The sequence below is a fragment of the Mojavia sp. genome (assembly GCF_059505145.1).
In genome coordinates this window covers 181,031-200,861 of the sequence record NZ_JCACKA010000028.1, presented here as the reverse complement: position 1 = coordinate 200,861, position 19,831 = coordinate 181,031, and the positions used below count along the sequence as shown (strand labels likewise).

18 protein-coding genes are annotated in these 19,831 nt (G+C 39.4%); 3 read left to right on the top strand and 15 right to left on the bottom strand.

Annotated features, from left to right (window positions below; translation table 11 throughout):
- On the bottom strand, window positions 1-1,569 hold a 1,569-nt coding region (locus AC5JL8_RS04690), incomplete at its 3' end, for a tetratricopeptide repeat protein (RefSeq protein ID WP_495878615.1).
- 226 nt (window positions 1,570-1,795) lie between these two features.
- A complete protein-coding gene (locus AC5JL8_RS04685; protein WP_086758425.1) occupies window positions 1,796-2,056 on the bottom strand; it encodes a helix-turn-helix domain-containing protein in 261 nt (86 codons plus the stop codon).
- A 220-nt stretch (window positions 2,057-2,276) separates the two neighbouring features.
- Between AC5JL8_RS04685 and AC5JL8_RS04680 the strand changes: the two genes are divergently transcribed.
- Window positions 2,277-2,579 (top strand): hypothetical protein, encoded by a 303-nt coding sequence (locus AC5JL8_RS04680; protein ID WP_495878614.1) that lies wholly within the window; start codon window positions 2,277-2,279, stop codon window positions 2,577-2,579.
- Window positions 2,580-2,682: 103 nt separating this feature from the next.
- On the opposite strand, the gene AC5JL8_RS04675 is transcribed toward AC5JL8_RS04680, so the two are convergent.
- The 5 genes from AC5JL8_RS04675 to rppA all read right to left on the bottom strand — a co-directional run bounded on the left by AC5JL8_RS04675 (window position 2,683) and on the right by rppA (window position 8,369).
- Window positions 2,683-3,186, bottom strand: a complete 504-nt coding sequence (locus AC5JL8_RS04675; protein ID WP_495878613.1) for a TniQ family protein — start codon at window positions 3,184-3,186, stop codon at window positions 2,683-2,685.
- Window positions 3,186-4,022 (bottom strand): TniB family NTP-binding protein, encoded by an 837-nt coding sequence (locus tag AC5JL8_RS04670; protein ID WP_495878612.1) that lies wholly within the window; start codon window positions 4,020-4,022, stop codon window positions 3,186-3,188. The genes AC5JL8_RS04675 and AC5JL8_RS04670 overlap by 1 nt, the downstream gene beginning before the upstream one ends.
- 54 nt (window positions 4,023-4,076) lie before the next feature.
- Window positions 4,077-5,813 carry a transposase gene (locus AC5JL8_RS04665; protein WP_495878611.1) on the bottom strand — a complete coding sequence of 579 codons (1,737 nt, stop codon included), beginning with the start codon at window positions 5,811-5,813 and terminating at the stop codon, window positions 4,077-4,079.
- A 605-nt stretch (window positions 5,814-6,418) separates the two neighbouring features.
- On the bottom strand, window positions 6,419-7,687 hold the full coding sequence (locus AC5JL8_RS04660; protein WP_495878610.1) for a sensor histidine kinase: 1,269 nt from the start codon (window positions 7,685-7,687) through the stop codon (window positions 6,419-6,421).
- Window positions 7,688-7,691: 4 nt separating this feature from the next.
- Window positions 7,692-8,369 carry a two-component system response regulator RppA gene (gene rppA / locus AC5JL8_RS04655; RefSeq protein ID WP_495878609.1) on the bottom strand — a complete coding sequence of 226 codons (678 nt, stop codon included), beginning with the start codon at window positions 8,367-8,369 and terminating at the stop codon, window positions 7,692-7,694.
- 135 nt (window positions 8,370-8,504) lie between these two features.
- Between rppA and AC5JL8_RS04650 the strand changes: the two genes are divergently transcribed.
- Complete coding sequence (locus tag AC5JL8_RS04650; protein WP_495878608.1) at window positions 8,505-9,173, top strand: hypothetical protein; 669 nt, start codon at window positions 8,505-8,507, stop codon at window positions 9,171-9,173.
- Window positions 9,174-9,200: 27 nt separating this feature from the next.
- Here the strand turns inward: AC5JL8_RS04650 and AC5JL8_RS04645 are convergent, their stop codons facing one another.
- The 8 genes from AC5JL8_RS04645 to AC5JL8_RS04610 all read right to left on the bottom strand — a co-directional run bounded on the left by AC5JL8_RS04645 (window position 9,201) and on the right by AC5JL8_RS04610 (window position 18,549).
- The gene (locus tag AC5JL8_RS04645; RefSeq protein WP_495878607.1) at window positions 9,201-10,406 is read right to left on the bottom strand and encodes a PQQ-dependent sugar dehydrogenase; all 1,206 of its coding nucleotides are present in this window, start codon (window positions 10,404-10,406) and stop codon (window positions 9,201-9,203) included.
- Between the two features lie 32 nt (window positions 10,407-10,438).
- Window positions 10,439-11,848: a hypothetical protein gene (locus tag AC5JL8_RS04640; RefSeq protein ID WP_495878606.1), complete on the bottom strand. Its 1,410-nt coding sequence runs from the start codon at window positions 11,846-11,848 to the stop codon at window positions 10,439-10,441.
- A 14-nt stretch (window positions 11,849-11,862) separates the two neighbouring features.
- Window positions 11,863-13,230, bottom strand: a complete 1,368-nt coding sequence (locus AC5JL8_RS04635; RefSeq protein ID WP_495878605.1) for a glycoside hydrolase 100 family protein — start codon at window positions 13,228-13,230, stop codon at window positions 11,863-11,865.
- 388 nt (window positions 13,231-13,618) lie between these two features.
- Window positions 13,619-14,962, bottom strand: coding sequence for a ferredoxin reductase family protein (locus tag AC5JL8_RS04630; RefSeq protein ID WP_495878604.1), 1,344 nt, complete (start codon window positions 14,960-14,962; stop codon window positions 13,619-13,621).
- 13 nt (window positions 14,963-14,975) lie between these two features.
- Window positions 14,976-15,791 carry a superoxide dismutase gene (locus AC5JL8_RS04625; RefSeq protein WP_495878603.1) on the bottom strand — a complete coding sequence of 272 codons (816 nt, stop codon included), beginning with the start codon at window positions 15,789-15,791 and terminating at the stop codon, window positions 14,976-14,978.
- Window positions 15,792-15,840: 49 nt separating this feature from the next.
- Window positions 15,841-16,191, bottom strand: coding sequence for a phage holin family protein (locus AC5JL8_RS04620; protein ID WP_495878602.1), 351 nt, complete (start codon window positions 16,189-16,191; stop codon window positions 15,841-15,843).
- A 259-nt stretch (window positions 16,192-16,450) separates the two neighbouring features.
- Window positions 16,451-17,488: an AI-2E family transporter gene (locus AC5JL8_RS04615; protein ID WP_495878601.1), complete on the bottom strand. Its 1,038-nt coding sequence runs from the start codon at window positions 17,486-17,488 to the stop codon at window positions 16,451-16,453.
- Window positions 17,489-17,739: 251 nt separating this feature from the next.
- On the bottom strand, window positions 17,740-18,549 hold the full coding sequence (locus AC5JL8_RS04610; RefSeq protein ID WP_495878600.1) for a glucose 1-dehydrogenase: 810 nt from the start codon (window positions 18,547-18,549) through the stop codon (window positions 17,740-17,742).
- 695 nt (window positions 18,550-19,244) lie between these two features.
- On the opposite strand from AC5JL8_RS04610, the gene AC5JL8_RS04605 reads away from it, so the two are divergent.
- Window positions 19,245-19,637, top strand: coding sequence for a hypothetical protein (locus tag AC5JL8_RS04605; protein WP_495878599.1), 393 nt, complete (start codon window positions 19,245-19,247; stop codon window positions 19,635-19,637).
- Window positions 19,638-19,831 lie beyond the last annotated feature (194 nt).

Genomic DNA, 19,831 nt, shown 5'->3' with positions numbered 1-19,831 from the left:
CGTTGCAGCCCAATCAACAGGGAATTCTTCGTTGGTTCTGACAGTTAAAGCAGCAGTATAAGCAGCGATCGCTGTTTCAATGTTATCTGCCCTGTCTCCTTTGATTCTGTCATTGTAAGCAGCAGCGAGATTATTTTGCGTTGCAGCCCAATCAACAGGGAATTCTTCCCTAGTGTAGACAGTTAAAGCAGCAGTATAAGCAGCGATCGCTGTTTCAATGTTATCTGCCCTGTCTCCTTTGATTCTGTCATTGTAAGCAGCAGCGAGATTATTTTGCGTTGCAGCCCAATCGACAGGTAAAGCTTCCTTGGTTCTGACAGTTAAAGCAACAGTATAAGCAGAGATCGCTTTTTCGATGTTATCTACCTTTTCTTCTTTGATTCTATTGCTATAGGCATTGGCGAGATTATTTTGCGTTGTTGCCCAATCAATAGGTAAAGCTTCCTTGGTTCTGACAGTTAAAGCAGCAGTATAAGCAGAGATCGCTGTTTCGATGTTATCTGCCTTATCTCCTTTGATTCTATTGCTGTAGGCAAGAGCGAGATTATTTTGCGTTGTTGCCCAATCAACAGGGAATTCTTCCCTAGTGTAGACAGTTAAAGCAGCACTATAAGCAGAGATCGCTGTTTCAATGTTATCTGCTCTGTTTCCTTTGATTCTGTCATTGTAAGCAGCAGCGAGATTATTTTGCGTTACAGCCCAATCAACAGGGAATTCTTCCTTAGTGAAGACAGTTAAAGCAGCAGTATAAGCAGAGATCGCTGTTTCGATGTTTTCTGCCCTGTCTCCTTTGATTCTCTCTCTGTAGGCATTGGCGAGATTATTTTGCGTTGCAGCCCAATCAACAGGGAATTCTTCGTTGGTTCTGACAGTTAAAGCAGCATTATAAGCAGAGATCGCTGTTTCGATGTTATCTGCCCTGTCTCCTTTGATTCTATTGCTGTAGGCATTGGCGAGATTATTTTGCGTTGCAGCCCAATCAATAGGTAAAGCTTCCTTAGTGCAAACTTTTAGCACAACTTCATAACCAGTAATAGCAATTTCCATATTGCTGGCTTTGTTAGCCCAGGGGAATTGCTTAATAATATTGCTAAATTCGACAATAACTGCTGCTAAGTATTCTGCCTCATCTGCTTGGACTTTTCTCAGTATATTTGTCCCCCAACAGCGCAATATTTCTGCTAACGCTCCGTCAAGTTTACCTATATTTTTTGCTAGTAAGGGGTAAACTACCTGGCAATTACCCATACTGTTTTCAGTTACTTGTAATACCTCCATCAAGAATTGAAAATATGCTTTTATCTCCTCCTCACCTAGGGATTGCAAATCTACTGTAGTATCTAGATTCAACGCTTCCATTGGTTGCATTGCCAAACCTTGCAACCAATTCGCTGTTTTTTCATCTCCCTGTTGCAAAAATATCTTTGTTACTGCTTCTACCGTCTGTAAGAAGCCAACATCTACTAATCCTTGGTTTGCTGCTAAAATCTCTCGGATTTCATCGTCACTACGACAATTCAACAGGCTTTGAATAAGGTTGAGATGGGCTTGCTGACGCTTTTCGTTCATGGGTAAGGGAAGGGCGTACACATCACACTTAAATACGATGAAACTAATACAATACCGACATTCTAGATTCCAGAAAAGTACAGAACTTTATCACTTGTGATGAATATTAACAATAGCGATCACCCTGCATTTACATTCAAAGAAACTAGCTGCTGAAGCTTTTAAGATAGATAATCTTTTAATGGCGAATGAATACAATTGCTCTGCAATGCTCAAGATCGTGAAATCACACTACTTCAACGATAGAACTTTCCTTGCCATCGTTATCATTGGGCACATATTCCAAAAGTTCCCCAGGTTGACAATCCAATGCCTTACAAATGCCATTTAACCTTTCTGGGGTTAATCGTGGCATTTCATCAACCTTACGTAGCCTGTACACTGAATTTTCAGTTATTCCTAACGCCTCAGCTAAATTCTTATTCCTCACTCGCTTTCGCGCCATTACTTCATTTAATTTCCAGCGAATCACTTTATCCATAGGCATATTACTACATCCCCAGTTTAGTAGCTGTTAGATGTAGATTTCTCTACTCGTCATTATTTAAGTTTAGAAGTAGATTTATATCATTCTAAGTTTTATAAATCTACACTTGACGTATATCTACACGTCACGTAGATTAATTGATAGACAAAACAAAAGCGATCGCTCTCCGGGAAGAGTCCGCGATCGCCTTTTGCGGAACCCCATCGATGAGGTTACTTAGATGATTGTACAAGAAGAGTTTGATAACCAAACCTCGGCTCAATTAGGGTTTGAGGAATACATTGAGCAGCTAACAGACCAAGTAGCGCCAGAAATTGAAATCGATTCAGTACCAGATGATCTTGGAGAACTGTATCGAGTTTGGAACAGCTATCATCTGCTGGGAACTTTTTATCAGAACGTTGAAGGCAAATGGGTAGCACAACCCTGTAATAGCGATGACAGACCCTGTTGTGACACCCCTGAATTAGCACAGCTATTCATCATTGCTGTTAACGGGTTGCTGGTGGCTGATGTAGCGTAACCACTGGCATAAATTTTTTTCCATCGCCTAGAGACGTGAATTTCAGCACGTCTCTTTCTTGTTTAAAGTTATTTTAGGTAGAAAATTTAGCTGTCTAGTAACCTCAGTAACGCTTCTGACGTTTCGCCATTGTTGCAAACGGCAAAAAACAGTGAGAACATTCCCCTTGTACCCAATCAGAAGGAATCGGGAAAGGGGTTTCACAGTTAGTACATTTAGTTAATAAGCCTAAGTTGTGGCGATCGCATTTCATCTTATCTTTGAATTGCCACTTCATACGGTGATAAGGTACTTCTGCATAGCAAGCACCACATAACCTAATTGGTCTGGGTTTCATAGTCACACCCTTTGGTGGCAGAATCTCTCTAAGCTTCTCAACTTCCACACCAACTATACCAGCCAAAGCTTCCAACTCCTGCTGTGTCGGAAACGGGTTGAAATAAAACTTCTCCCACCTACCAATAACAGCACCTAAACCAGTCAATTTACCAAGTTGAGTAGTAGTTAAATAATTCTCCCTACGAAAGCGTCCTAAAAAATGGCTTAAGCTTTCACCTTGGAGTAGTTCAATATCAAAAAATCTGGTTTTTTTCTCTATATTTTCCATTACTCAAACCACTCCAGAACCTCATCTAAAGTTGCTTTATCGATATTACTTAACCCTTTTCTCAAAGATAAAATTGCTGTTCGTCTTAAAACCCTATCTACCAAACCAATCTTGCCACCTGTTTTTTGGTACAACGGCATTAAAGTTTCTTTTCTAGTTAAATTTGATGGTACTGGTAAACACAAAACTTCATCTTCCCAAATTTGTAATAACTCAGCAAATTTTTTCTCTGACACTAATTGCAAACGATAACATTCGATGAAACGGTCATGAATATAAGGCTCCTTCTTGATGAGATTATCCAGACCATCAGTTCCCACAAGCACAATTGCAATTTTCAATAAATCGTAAATCCGAGCTATTTCGCTAAAGGTATTTAATTTCAAAAAATTTGCTTCATCAATAATCAACATTTCGACTTTTGACTCTTTAATGAGCCGCAGCACTCGTCGTCGCAAATCAGTCAATTTACCCGAAGTTGCATCATATTTCAAACTTTCTAAAATTAATGTTAGTAGTTCCCCTGCCGAACAATCCCCTGGAACTTGCATATACAAGACAGGTACAATATCACGCTTACCTGTTCTTTTTTGCGGTTTATTCAGGAGTTTATAAACATCACAAGTAACTGACTTCCCCGCTCGTGGTGGCGCAACAATTCGACCACATTGTTTGGAAAGACGCAAACTATCCAACCAATCATGAATTCTTTGGATATGGTCAAGCTCTACTACGCTGGGAGTAATCAGCCGTTCAATTTGTGGCATCAATTCTTCTGGTATTGGGTCATCTCCCCATAAATTCTGTACCCATCTACGCAAAGATTCATCTGTCATAATCTGTGAATATCGAATATTTTATTTGCTTAATTTCGACCGATTTCTATCAAACTAATCGTCATAATCTCGACGAAGTTGTTCGTAGTCATATACTCTAGGTCGCCGCTTTTGTAGCTGAGGTGTTTCTTGTGTTTGTTCAACTGGTTCGTGAATTTGAGGAGGCTTGTATACCGAATGAACTTGAGCTTGTTCTTCTTTTTTATGTTCTCTTTGGCTCTTTTTCTTCTGCTTTATAAAAACGTCCCTATCCCGCACCTCTGCCAGAATAGATTTATTACTTACCTGCTTACCCGTATCCCGAATTTTTCGACTTGCTGCTTTCGCTTCTTCCAAGGAAATCTGCTCTGTTTCTAAGTCAATTGCATGAGCCTGAGACAACAACACTTCTTTACCCGAATCTTGACGATATACAAAAACTGTTGATATGTCTCTAGGGTCAAATCGCAGTATTACACCCTCACCCGCATAAGCTGCTAAGTATTCCCCCCGGTAGGTAATGTTTTCAAAACTCACATACCCACCTTTGTAAATACTGCGGCGTGTCTTTTTCATCAAACAAATATCTAATTGCCGCTCGTCAATTAAACTTGGTAGTGCAGGTAAACCAGCTTCCCAGCGTTGAAACCGCGTTTGTCCGCTACGAGCATCAAGTCGCTGATTGTAGTTATCAACAACATAGCGAACAATTAGTAGTTGTAAGTCTCGCAGCGTAATACAAGCTTCTTCTTCGGCATTTTCTGGACGTTGCTGAATATTAGAACCTAAATAGCCATAAAACCCAGATAAAAAATCTGTGTTGATAGTACCGAAACTGCGTTCTTCAATACCACCTTCACTGGGGCGATCGCGTAAATGGCATTCAAATCCAAGTTGAAATCCAATTTGTTTTAAATGCTCCGAGCGAAAATCCTTGCCACCATCAGTAAACAAATTTTCTGGAATACCAAAGGTTCCCCACTCACAATGAAGTTTATATTCCGAAGGATACTTTTTTGGTAACACAGCATGACGCATAGCCAAAGCTACAACCAAAGAACTTGGTGCATCAAAACCTAAATGAATCCCCATAATGCACCGCGAATAGCTATCTGTAATTTTGGTCAGCCAAGGACGTGCTAAAGTTTCGCCATACTGGTCAACCAGCATTACATCCAATTTTGTATGGTCGCACTGCCAAGTATGGTTGCTGTATCTTGGCTCCAAAGTTTGTCCATCACGGGTTTGATGCGATACCCGTGAACCACGCCAACCAATATTTCTAACTTTCTGCTTCTGCTCTTTGCGCTCAATAATTGGATTGAGAACTCGGTAAACAGTCATGTGGCTGGGGTATCTTTCTAAACCCAATTGTTCCGCTCTCACTTGAACTCGAATCGCAACTTGAGCGGGAGTCATTTTTCTACCGCTTTTATTGCCTTCCTTATAGGTTTTGACAATAAACTCTTGCCATTCCTCATCAATACGGTAATTACCTTTATCAGAACGTTCTGGTTCGGTAATAGCCGATAAACCTTGTTCTTGATACTTTTTAACAAGTCGCTGCACCGTCCGAACCGTCTTACCAAGCTTTTCTGCTGCTTGCTTAAGTTTGATTCCATAGGTTTTGCGATCGCATGGCTCAATTAAACTCTGTAATACCTCCATCCTCAGCTTGGCTTCATCCGAGAGTTGAGTAATAATTGTGTTCGTTGGTTCTGCGTCCTCATCCTCCAAAATTTCGTCAAGCTCATCCGAACTATCAAAAGCTAAAGATGTATTACCCTCATCGGAGTTTAGCGTTTCACCCATAAGATAACTCCATTGCTGGAAATTCTGTAAATACTTAAAGCTGCTTCTAATAAAAAGCTGCATCTCACACCCTCAACTTCGGTATTGAGATGCGAAACTTAGCTGCCACAAAGCTCCTCCGAAAAAACTCGTCTCCAAGTGCTGTTCTTGCAACTATAGAGAATGAGGCTTTAGTCGGAGCATGACATAATTAGTATGTGTGTATTATTGCTCAATAAATATCATACTACTTTGTCCCAAAAAACGACATTTAATTGTTTATTAACGAACTACTTATACAAAACGACAATTATTTTGTTATGAATCAATCAAAATTTGGAAATCGATTATTTTGACAAAACGACAAATAAAATGTTAATTATTTAAATAGCGATATTTAATTTGTTCAACCTTTATAAAAGTTGAATGGAAGCTAAAAAAGCTATAATCTTTGTGCAGTGAGGATTGTAGCCTTAATATTTCAACGACATTAATTTGTTAAGACGACATTTAATTAGTTAACCGACAATATAAGACAATAGTTTCAGCTTACTAGCTTCAGTCTCTTAATCCTAACTTATGCAAGTTGGGGACTTACAAAAAATAAAACACACCATAAAAGATAATTATTTATTCAGCGGTAAAATAATTTCAAAAGTTGACCCTTGCCCGACTACACTAAAAGCACGAATCACACCGCCGTGGGCTTGAACTATTTGTTGTGCGATCGCTAATCCTAAACCAAACCCGCCAGTTTTGCGGGAACGCTTTTTATCAACCCGATAAAATCGCTCGAAGATATGGTGCAAGTCAGGTTCAGGAATCCCGATACCATTATCTACAACTTGAATTATTGCCTGATGTGGCTGGGTAAAAATTTTTAACTGCACTTTGCCACCAGCAGGAGTATATTTACAGGCATTACTAAGCAAATTAATAATTGCTTGAGATAGTAGGTCTTTTTCAGCTATCACATTCACACTGTTAGTAGGCAACTCGCAATTTAAGCTCAGATGTTGTGCCACAGGTTGTTTTGCATAGTCGTCTACTAGCTTCAACAGCAAATTGTTTAAGTTGACTTCTTGCAATAATTTAGCAGGTAATCGACCTTCATGACGCGCCAAAAACAGCAGATTATCTACCAAAAGACTCATTGACTTAGCGATATCAACAACTTTCTGAAAGCGCTGACGTTGCTGTTCAGGATTGCTACACGATGAGATTGAGCCAAACTGGGCATTGCTAATAACTGCTGCTAAAGGCGATCGCAATTCATGGGAAGCATCGGCTGTAAAGCGTTGTAGTTGCTCATAGCTGTAACGAATTGGTTGCATTGCTAAACCTCCCAACCACCAACCAGCAAGAGTAATCAATCCCAAGGTTGTAGGTACTGAAATAGCCAAAACCAGCCGAAAGTCAGCCAAATTATTTTCAGTAGTTGTCAGTGGTATTGCTACCTGCAAATAACCAATTAATAAACCATTTTGGTAAACAGGTAAGGTTACCTGACGTAGCCACGCTTGGTGATTTTCACTGTTGAGAGTTTTAAATCCAGCCTTCACTTTTAACAGTTCACTGGGGGTATCACCAAAAAATTGCACGAGTTGTTTTTGGGCATTATACCAACGCGCATACACAAGTTCGCTATCGAGTGGCGGCGGTACCCTACTCCCTAACAACGGGACATTTTCCAAGTCTATATGTTGCTGTCTATTGTGCAGCGTAGATTCCACATTAGCTGCCATCACCCTGGTTTTTTTGTAGAGTAATCGATCCAGGCTTTCTAACTCATCAATGACTTTGAGATAGTAAACCACCGCCGCAAACATAATCAAAATACTTCCCATTGTCAGGGTGAACCAACAAGCGAGATTGCGACGGCTACGACCAAACATTTATTTAATTCTCTAAAGGTTTGAGGCAATAACCCATACCGTAGACTGTTTTAATCCAATCTGCTGCACCAACTAACTGCAACCGATGTCGTAACTTGCGTACTAACACAGTTAAGGCATTGCTTTCTGGTTCCATACCCCATTCCCACAAAGCTTCTTCAATTTGAGTGCGAGTTAAGATTTGATTGGGGTGACGCATCAAATATTCTAACAGTTGAGCCTCACGGGGTGATAATTCGACACTTGCCTGATCCCGTTCCACAGTTAAGCTAGTCAAATGCAGTTGTAAATTTGCAATGGAGAGAGTGTCTCCTTGCCACAAAGGCGATCGCCGCCTCAAAGCACGTACCCGCGCCAAAAGTTCTACTAGATCGGCAGGTTTAACTAAATAGTCATCTGCTCCGGCATCTAAACCTGCTACTTTATCTAGTGTTGTATCCTTGGCAGTCAACATCAGCACTGGCGCTGTTTTACCGGCTTGGCGATACTGGCGACAAAGACTTAACCCGCTAATCGTTGGTAACATCCAATCCACAATTAACAGGTCATATTCTTTCTGGGATAACAACCATTGTGCTGTTTCCCCATCTTCTACGCCATCCACACTATATCCGGCTTCCGACAGTACACCCTGTAATGGCTCTAATTGTTCGGGATCGTCTTCTACAACTAAAATTCGCATAAGCCATTTCATTTAGGTGATAGGTCTTTACAATAAAATTGCCTACACCTTGTTCATAATAGACAAGCCTAGTACTGCCCACGTCTTCCAGCAGTCAGATTTTAGATGCCTAAGCGCCTATGCGGAATAAAACTTATGTCAAAAGCTCGTTGGTTACCAATACTACATTCTTGGCATATACAAGTTGTGCTTTGGGCACTAACTTTACTACTGTTGGGAATCAGCTTTTGGGTTGGCGGTGAACTGCTGACAAAACATTTATTGAGCCATTCTTATGGGACATTAGACAAGCTACAAGCTGATACGCAATTACCAATACAGCTAAAGCTGAATGTAACAGTCATTGCCATTGAAATTAACAAAGGAGAAGATTTTACTCAAGTTGAAGTCAAGACTGCAAATTCTGTAATCAAATATTTGGAATTTGAGTTGCCGAATCAACCATCTAACGCGCTGGAAACTGCGATCGCGTGGAGCGCAGCGCCTGCCGTAGGATGCCCGAAGGGCTGTAGGGCGATCGCAAAAAAACTAGAATTAACTTCTAAATTAGTCAAACTTAAAGGCAATGCACAACTTGTTTTACAGCTTCCGATCAATTTGCAAGCAATTAAAGCTGAAATTGATCGCGAGCAAGGATTTAGCAACGTTGAGGTCATAACTGCTAACGACTTACTTACAAAATTTGAAATTGCTTTGCCGGTAGTAAAAGTTAATATGGTTGAAGCAATGATTGCACAAGAACTAGGAATAACTCATGAAAACGTTAGGAGCCTAGTACGTTATCAAATCAGATCGCCATCTTGATATCGCAGCCAGCTTTTTTGATATTTTTCACTGAGTGATGCGAAGAATTTTGTCTTGCTGTGGTGGGCAATTTCCTCGTCCGTCGCAGTTGCTAGTTGTGACGTACAGTTCGCCATCTGGCCCCATAACCGCTTCTCTCAAACGCCCCTGCTGACCTTGCAAATAAACTTCATGACGTTCGATTTTCTGGGGAGACTGAGGATCGAAAACGACACGATGCAGGTGTTCGGAACCGAGAGTTGCAATAATTAAGTTGCCCTTCCACTCCGAGATAGAATTTCCAGTATAGATTGCTGCACCCCCAGGAGGAGTAGCTTGACGCCATACAAGAGACGGGGTTACAAGTCCTTCCCTTGATTCGCAGCGGTAGATAGTAGGCCAACCCAGGTTGTCACCTGCTCTTGCTACGCTGAGTTTGTCATGTCCACTTCTGCCCAACTCGCCACTGGGCCCGTGATCCGTCACCCATAGAGTTGATGTATCAGCCCAATCAAATCCTTGAGTGTTACGAATACCAGTGATATACACAGGATTACCTGGAAATGGATTATCTTGCGGTACTTGTCCATCTGGTGTCACGCGCAGTATCTTTCCAGCTAGGTTATTAAAATCTTGGGAAGTTTCCGGCTTTCTGGCATCACCAGTGCCGATGTAAAGCATTCTATCAGGGCCAAAGCGCAGGCGACCACCATTGTGATACAAAGCCACTGGAATGTCATCGAGAATGATTCTATCGGATGAAGCGCTCAATCCATTTGGGGATAGACGCCACCGTTCAACACGATTGACTTGCGACCCGTTCTTATCAGTGGTGTAGTAAACGTAGAAAAGTCGGTTGTTAGCAAAGTTTGGATGAGCTGCAATACCGAGCAAACCTCCTTCGCCGCTATCTGTAACATTAATAGTAGCTACAGGCTTTTGCACAAGTTTGCTATCCCGTACAAGCCTAACCCGCCCAGCTCGTTCAGTGACCAACATATCTCGATTCCGCAGAAAAACAATTCCCCAAGGAACCTCAAGTCCTGTTACCACCTCTTCAACCCGCACCTTGGTCTGTCCTTGAGGGCCAAAGCCATCTTCTACTAGGGTACATGCTTGATTACTAGCTGCAACTTGTTCAACTGTTGCTTGGTCTTGATTGTTATTAGCAATCTCTGACTCAGATGTAGTGGCATTGCAAGAAGTAAGCCCTAGCAAGACTATGCTTATAAATAAGTTGCTTGCAAGCTTCATATTTTTTCTCCCAAAATTCATGACAAACGTTTCTATCTAATTACGTAACGCAAATTTTCTGTTTCTTCTACAAGTTTTTCCATTCCACCTTCAGAAATATTTTTAACGTAATTAATTTTTATCTCCTCTAACATATCCACTAACCAAGTTTGAATTTCTTGTAAATTATGCTTTTTTTGTAACTCTTCTTCTAACGAGTCTCTAAAATTTGTAATCAAATTATCAGTTAGTTTTGCCACTACTGGGTCTTCAAAAGATTTGACGAAGTTGTTATAAGCTGTTTGATAAAAATATTTAGTTAAGTTCTCTGCTATTTGACTTGGGAGGTGACTTAAACCTGGAAAACTTTGTATTTGTTGATAAATAGGAGACTCGTTAAGTGTACTTTGAATACTGTGATGTACTAAAGCCTCTATATCTGGCTGAATTTTAGGTAATACATCATATAAACTAATGGTAACTAGACGATTAGCTATAGCTTTTACTTCATTAGTATTATTAAGTTGAACATAGGGACGGCGAGTTTCAGGATGAAACAACCAGTTTGCTATATCACCCCGACGAATTGCATCTTGCATTTGGTTAATCATCTGAACACCTACCATCTCTGTAAGTTCCTCAGCAAAGCTCATCGCCAAGTCATGGTTAAATTGCGCTCTTACAGGTTCAACATTTAATAAATTAGCTTGATAAAGACGAATGGTGAGCGGCATAATTCGCAACCATCGCCAAAAAGGAAGTAGTAAAAACAAATCATACCAACGTCGCAGAATAGCTTCTAGCCAGGACAAATTAGGATTACGACGACTAATATAAAAACTCCGTGCTATGAATTCTAGGGCAAAAATAAATATAAATGGTAAATCTATCAGCCAAAAACGATTTACAAAACTACCAAATTTGCCAATATCACGATAGAAATTGCTTTCAATTAAAGACCGAATTTGGGTATCAAAAAAACCGATTTCTAATGACCAGCTACTTTGTGATAAATATGCTGAACTCCAAAAAGCTTCTAAAGCATCTCTGGCAAACGGTTCATTGGTATGCAGACGCATTTCATGTTTGATTTTTTCCCAAGCACCGCTTTTCTCCGGTACATTAAAAGAATTATCCTCAATCATTCGCTTGCTTAAGAGACGTAATTCACTTAGCAAACTTTCTGCTTCTGGTGATTGCAATCCAGTTTGTAAAACCTGATTTTGCAATGCATCTACTTTTGTGAGGTAGCTTTGCGTTTCAGGATGGGGTTGAATACCTTTAATCGGATCGTACAGTTGAGTTAAACCTGGCAATACTTGCAAGTAAAAATCACGCAAGGGTATATAGGTCAAATCAAATGAGACTAAGCTGAAGTTAATTAATACCAGAATGGCAATTAATCTTTCAAACCAAAGGTTGCGGCGAACAGATGCTTTTTTAATATCAAGCGTTGCTATCATGGCTCAAAATTTATTTATTCCATATCAAAACTAAGTAAATCTAAATGAGTAGGATTTGAAATTAGCTCTTTTGCTACTAATAAACCGGCTATAGTCCAGGTTTGATATTTTCTGGCTTCTTTGCCCAGTAAGCGACCATTCTTACCATCGTAGTATTCTGGCCATTCATCCTGAAATAAACGATTTTCTGCAATATCAATAGCTTTTCGAGCAATATCTATGCGATTGGTTTTTTGCGCGGCTGCTATTAGTAGCCAGAGTAAAACTGGCCAATGGCCACCATTGTGATAAGACCAAGGAGTATTTTTAGGATCGTGTCCTGTAACGATTTGCCACTCTATGCCCTCTAGTGCAGGAAAGCAGATTTTCATCGGCATATTTCCTACTAAATCACTCCAGCGTTGCTCAATTAAATTCATGATTTTTTGAGATTCTTCCTCGCAAGCTAGAGAGGTAATAATCGCCATCAAATTTCCCAAAGTAAAAAAGCGAAAATCTATACGTCCAGGGCCGAGATTACCTGCTAAATAACCACCATCATCTGGTAACCATTCAGTCAACCAAATAGGAATTGAATTAGGATAGATATTAAATCTATTTGCTACTTCTTGACCAAATTGATCGCCTTTGTAGGTATAAATTTCATTTAAGCGCTTCAAGTCAATCCAGTAGTATTCTCTGAGATGATAAGTCAGTGTGGCTAAACGTTGATGAACGCTATGAATGCAAGAATAGTTATTATCAATTGGCAGTAGAAGTTCCCTAGCTGCACGTAAGGCTGCATAGAAAAGGACTTGAATTTCTAAAGGATGTTCATAAACACCCAGGCGACGGTCAATCATAAAAGAACCATCGGGAACCAACATCGTTGGATACATGGCGAACCGATGGGCAAGGCACATTTCTAGAATTAACTTGATTCCTTGCTGGAAATCAGTTTGATGAGCAAGTGCTGTATCACCTGTGGATTTTACATAAGCCCGTAATAAAAGAATCCACCATAAGCAAGAATCAACAGGCGGAACTCTAGCGATCGCGTGTTCCCCAAAATCAGCAGTTAAATATTCTTCGCCATCTTTCGTGACTACCTTAAAACTGGCTGGCATTAGCCCTGGCCCTGGCTTAAAAGAATCCATTTGTGGTTCGTGGCTCTGCAAAGCGAGAGTTTCGATCAAGAAATTGCGTACAATTTCCGGTTTACCACTAATCAAAAAAGCTAGTGCCGATAAGACAAAATCACGAATAAAGCATTGGTCATAATTGAGTGCATCTGACCCAGGTACTAAGGCAGCTACTGTACCAATGGGACGACCATGATAATAAATAATTGCTTTATCTAACTTATCCCAAGCTTCTGCGATCAAATCGTTGCTTTTTTTCATTAAATCATAGCCTCCTAATGGTAGTATTTAAAATGTATTAGCCCTTGTTTAGGGTTGGGTTAGTTAAATGAATAAATACCTAAATTAGGGTAATTGGCATTAAAATTAATCTAGCCTTTTGGGTAGATCACTGACGAAATTATGCTAGGCGATCGCGCCCGCCTGCACTTTAAATTTCAAATTAATTATCTACAATCGAAAAATTAATTCTGGGTAACATAGGAAATACTGCCCTCTCTGCTTTGCTCATTTGGTGATGGACGATATTGCAACCAGGCGAACAACGCGGAAGTTCCGAGAAAAATGAAGGTTATAGTTACCACGAGTTGAAGCATAATACTGTAACGCATAATCAAATTTTAGCTTTTGAATTAAGAGTTGTTAGTTGTTAAACAAGGTTGTAGTGTTCCATGTGGATATTAGTTACAGGCACTCCTAAATCGTGCAATGCTACCTCGACTTGATCCATCATTTTGGGTACAGCACAAATGAAGTAGTTTCGAGTTGCAGGACGTTTGGGAATGTAACGTTCGAGTAGTTCTTTATCGACGTACCCTACCTCTTTTGACCATTCTTCTGGCGGCTTTCTCAAAACATGGACAATTGTTAAGTCTAATTTATCTTTAAGAGCTTCTAGCTCTTCACGATAAGTTACGTCTTCCCATGTTTTGCTCGCATAAATTAACAGCAAAGGGCGCTCATCCTGACGTTCTGCTAAAGTAACGAGCATACTTATCATTGGTGTAATGCCAATACCTCCGGCAATAAAGACAAATCCTGCGGTATTTTCATAGAGGTCTGTGGTAAAAACTCCATAAGGCCCATCCAGGTAGGCTTTAGTGCCTGGTTTGACATCTTTAATTGTGTTGGTGAAGTCTCCTACAGCCTTAATACCAAACTCAAGACGTTCAAGATTTTCTGCACTAGAAGCAATAGAAAATGGATGTTCCCGCATTCTAAATGGCGAGATTTCTAAGGTAAGCCAAGCAAATTGACCAGGCTGGAAACGTATTCCCTCATGCCCTCTGGGACGCAAAACTAAATTCCAAACATTGCCCCGTTGGGGAATTACTGCTTCTACCAAGTAAGGTTTTTTCAACATGAACCAAGGCTTGATCAAGCGGACGTAAACCAACAACCACAAAGCAGCTAATGCAATACCAGTCCAGAGAACTCCCTTCCAAAATAGCCCTAAGTAGTTACCCACACCCAAGGCGTGTCCCAAACCAAATCCCACAGCAATTACAGCTAAGATGCCATGAGCTGTACGCCAAGGTTCATAGGGGATGTTAAGCTGTTTGCGCCAAATAGAGGTGATAATAATCGCTATGAGGGCCAAAGTAGCAATTACTGCCATCCTAGCTCGCCACGGCGCTTGAATGAAATTTAATAGTTGCAGTGTTTGCGGGTTATCGATGAATAAGATTAATGGATGGACAAGAATGAACAAGAATGCCACTATCGAGGTGTAGCGGTGAAACTGAAGAATCAAGTCAATCCCGTATGAAGCTTCTACACGGTTGATACGAGCAGTCAAGGCAAATTGCATTGCCATCATCGCTAAACCAATGAAGCCGAGGGCTACAGAAAATTCTAGCCAAAAACTTCGTTGTTCATTTGGTGTGGGCGGGTATAGAAGCAGAATTAGTAAGGGTAAGAGGATAATTAAAAGATACGCACCTATCCAAGATACGCCTACGACTACGGGATTTTTCATCAACAGACTTTTCATTGGCGCTGGCCTCCTATGTTTTCTGTTGCAATGAAGCTTGGGCGCGTCTGTTAACTTCCGTCCAATTCACGACATTCCACCAATTATTTAAATAGTCGGCACGACTATTGCGATATCTCAGGTAATACGCGTGTTCCCATACGTCATTACCCATAATTGGGTATAAACCTTCCATAATCGGGCTGTCTTGATTTGGTGTATTCGTAATTTGTAGTTGATCTTGGGGATTGCGTACTAACCAAACCCAACCACTACCAAAGCGATCGCTACCTGCTTCGTTAAACTGTTTTCTAAATCCTTCAAAACTACCGAAAGTTTTATTGATTTCTGTTGCTATTTCCCCTGTCGGTTGTCCACCGCCATTGGGGGCCATAATTTGCCAGAAAATTGTGTGGTTGAGGTGTCCGCCGCCGTTGTTGCGTACTGTTGTGCGAATATCTTCCGGTAAACCTTCCATGTTACGCAGCAGAGATTCCACACTTCTTTTTTGCAAGTCTGGATACTTTTTCAACGCATCATTCAGATTATCAACATAGGTTGCGTGGTGTCGGTCATGATGCAGTTTCATGGTTTCTGCATCAATAGCTTTTTCTAATGCATTGTAGTCGTAAGGCAATTTTGGTAGCTGTGCAGGAGAAGCACTCAGTGCCCGATCGGGATAAGCTACGGGAATAGAGGACGTAGTAGTAGCAGGAGTTTGGGCTGCTACTGGTGTTGCTGTGGTTGATTGTGACTGCTCTGTTGGTACTGGTTGACAAGCACCTAGCACTACAAACAGCATGATTACTACCAGGAAATAGCCGATTTTCTGCCGTAAAAAAAACATCATTAGCTCTTGATATCCAAATATATGGTTTTGATTTTTGACTATTATTTATTTAGAAAATTGGTGCTACCAGCCGCAACAGTATAGTGTTGATGACTGATAACGCTATAGAACCGATTAACGCGCTCCAAAAACCCCACCTTAAGCTAAATCCTGGCACTATTGCAGCTGCTAAACCAAAGACAATAGCATTCAAAATAAAGAAGAATAAACCCAAAGTAATCAGAATGAAAGGAAAAGTAAAGAATGTCAAAATTGGCAGTAAGACAGCATTCAAAATTCCAAAAACCGCAGCAGAGATTAATGCTTTGCCAAAATTATCAATTTCCACTCCAATTGGTAATCTAGCAATAATTAAAAAGCTGACGCTAGTGACTAACCAAGTAAGTATTAGCCCACCCATAAAATCTCCTTGCCAGTGCTATTTTGGCTCATTGAGCTAGGTTATATTTTTAGGATTAGCCATAAATGTGAGTAAAATGTGACGGAAAAGGAGCCTTGCTTTTAGCTATGCTTACGAATTTTGCCTAATTACATTAAATCATTGATTGTATATAACGTTGCATCTTTCTCTTGGGTTAGAGAAAGTTATCTTAAACTTCTAAAAAGCCATTTTTTAGAATAGTAAATATTTCTTTAGATAGATTCAAGTATCAAAAAACTTACTCTTCAGCTTTCAATTCGTCCATTTCTAATAAACTAATTATCACTCCGGCGATAGGAACAGCCAGAAACACTCCCAGCAGTCCTGCGACTTTAGCGCCTATCAATAGCGAGAAAAACATCACTACCGGATTTATATTTAGCGAACCTTGCATAACTCTAGGCATCAACAAGTTTTCTTCTACTTGTTGGAGTAGAATACAACCAATTAATACTTTGATGCTGAGTCCAACTCCTTGGGGTAAAATAATCAAAGATACAAGGCTAATTCCTAATGTGGCTCCAATGCCAGGGATGAGATCAAAAACTCCAGCGATCGCAGCTAAAATTAAGGCGTATGGTACTTGCAAAAGTAAAAATACAATAAAGCTTGATACACCAAAAAATACGCCTAAAATTAGTCTTCCCCAAAAAAATCCCAGAAAATTTTGCTTGATAGAAATCGTTAATTTTTGCCTCAGATTGCGCGGAAACAGCCTCAGAAAGAAATTCCAAAGGCGTTCTCCATCCAGCAACATAAAGAAAGCGACAACAGCAATTAAAACTATATCAACTAAGCTTGTCAGTAATCTTTGAACTGTTGCCAAACCAATGCCAAGCCCAGCTAAAGCTTGATTTCGTAGCTGCTCTTCAATGGCGCTGAGATCTACTTGAAAATTCCAATTACCCAGAAACGTTCTCAGCCTTTCTAACAATGAAATGGCAAAATTAATAAAATCTGGAAATTGGTTGATTAATTGTTGACCTTGAGATAAAGCTGCAAAACCTAACGTAGCTGTTAAAATAGCAATAATTAAAATAGCCAATAAGAAAACTAATATAACTGCTATAGTGCGGGGCAAAAAACGTTGTAGCCACTGAACAGGATAACTCAGCAAAAAGGCTAAAATTGCTGCTAAGGTGAAAACGATAATTACTTGAAAAAAATATGCTAAAACTTGAGATATTCCCCATCCAAGGGCAAATAAAATTAAGTAACGTACTAGCTTGGCAGTACTTAGTTTATCTAATAAATTTTTTTCAGATGTTTCGCTCATTTTTATGTTATTACTTCTTTAATAAAATCAAAACTACTAAAATGTTTATTTACTAAATTTAATAATATTTGGCACTGAAGATTTGCCAATTTAACTTAAGTTCGATGCAGCAAATTTAACCGATATTCAAACCTCTTCCCAAAGCGAGAAGAGGCTTAAAAAGTCTACCTAAGCATCAGTTAACATCAGTTTTGAGAAGAAAAATAAGCTTTTGAAAATCGCTGATTTTAGGAATAAATCCAGCTTTTTAGTTATGAAGTCCAAGGTTCGCTAAAAGAAGGATAAAGTGTTAATCCCCCATCAATAAATAAGGTTTGTCCAGTAATATAAGTAGCTTCATCTGATGAAAGAAAAGCCACTGCTGCTGCCATTTCTTCAGGCGTACCAGCACGTTTCATGGGAATATTGCTCTCAACTGCGGCTTTTGCGTCAGGGTCATCAATCCAAGCACTATTAATAGGCGTAATCGTTGCTCCAGGCGCGATAGAATTAACTCTAATACCAGAATCTGCATACTCTAACGCCAGAGTTTTTGTCAGATTCCCCATCCCTCCTTTGCTAATAGAATAACTAACATATAGCGGTCTAGGAATAATTTCGTGAACGCTAGAAACGTTAATAATTATGCCGTTAATTTTGTTATTCAAAAAATGTTTAATTGCTTCACGGGCGCAGAGGTAAGCACCCCGGAGATTAATATTAATGACGCGATCAAATTCTTCAGTTTTAATTTCGTGAGATGGACTTTCGGTTTGAATGCCGGCATTATTAACTAAAATATCTAAGCTGCCGAATTTTTCAACAACAGTATTTACCATATTAATGATGTCTTCCTCTTTTGAGACATCTCCTTGCACTGGTAATGCTTTTACCCCGCATTTTTCGAGTTTACCACACGCCTTCTGCATTGCCATTTCAACGGTATCCTGAGCATCTTCAGGACTTCTGCGGTAGTTGATGGCAACATTTGCTCCTTCTTCGGCAAATCGGACTGCGATCGCTTGTCCAATTCCAGAAGTAGCACCAGTGACCAAAACATTTTTACCTGTTAAACCTTTCATAATAACTAACCTCTTTTAGAAAATTTAGAAAAATCTTTCTCCCCTAGATCTTGCGGCGAAATAAGGGCGATTGCCCTTATTCTTATTGGTCGTATTTGGGAACACCATGAGGATTTCTACTGAGGGACATAAAGTGAATAGCACCAATCACCATCCCTGCAATGTAAAGCCAATGAAACAAATCTTGCCAATCCATAAATCCACCTTTAAGTAGATACCATTGAATAAACAACTTCCATCTTTAGAAAGATATGAAATTGGAATTTTTATGAATTTAATATCAAATTATTTCTACTTAGCCACTTCTAGTATCAATAATAAATGTGATGCAAAAGTGACGACAATAAAAATTCAAAATTAAAACAGTGTGTCATCAGATAAGAGATGTTTTTGTAACTCTCAGATCAGTTAAATAAAATTTATCTGTATTTTTTCTCGTAAATAAACTACGAGAATTCATGCATAAACCGATACAACAAACAACCTCATTTTTGGGTAATTAAGAAATAAAGTATAATTTTTTTTTGTTTACACTTATATTTTTCTGGTCACTTTCTAATCACATTTGCTTACTATACTCACTATTGTTAGAACAAACCTCAAGACTGTGGTAATCAAATTACCGTAAAAATACAAATTTTTCAAAAAGACTTGTATCAAATTAACCCAATAATTATGAGCTAGAGGTAAGTGGTATGTCTCTCCACCAAGATTTGCTCAAAGCAGCACAAACTAGTAATTCTCATGTTCTCTATTTAGGTAAGTTAAATCTAATACAAGAAACTCAAAAAATAGAAAATTTTAACTTCACAAAAACTCGCGATCCAACAGTGATTGTTGCTCCTATTATACTTTTAGTCATGGCTGGAATAATTATTTTTCATAAAGTAAAAATTTCACATCAAATATCTAGTAAAGTTTATCGTTGTCAAAAGTGTCGCTTTTTTGCTAAAAACAACTATCTTAAGTGTGCAGTAAATCCTTCTGTAGCTTTTACCGAAGAAGCAAAATACTGCTGTGACTATCAGCCCCAAGAAAAAAGAATTTTTTTTGTCTCTCTAAATCGCGGTAATAAGCACGATTTTTAATCAGATTTAAACGCGATCGCTCTTTAATTTCTATATTAGAAAAAGCTTTATTAACAAGATGACATCATTATGCTTTTTCATTGTTCGCCTACCTATAAAAGATTGACTAATAGTTACAAGTGGAATCCAAAATCAATGCAACCTAACTATTTATTAGCAATATCTAGATTCTGAATTTGTCCTGTCAGGAGATT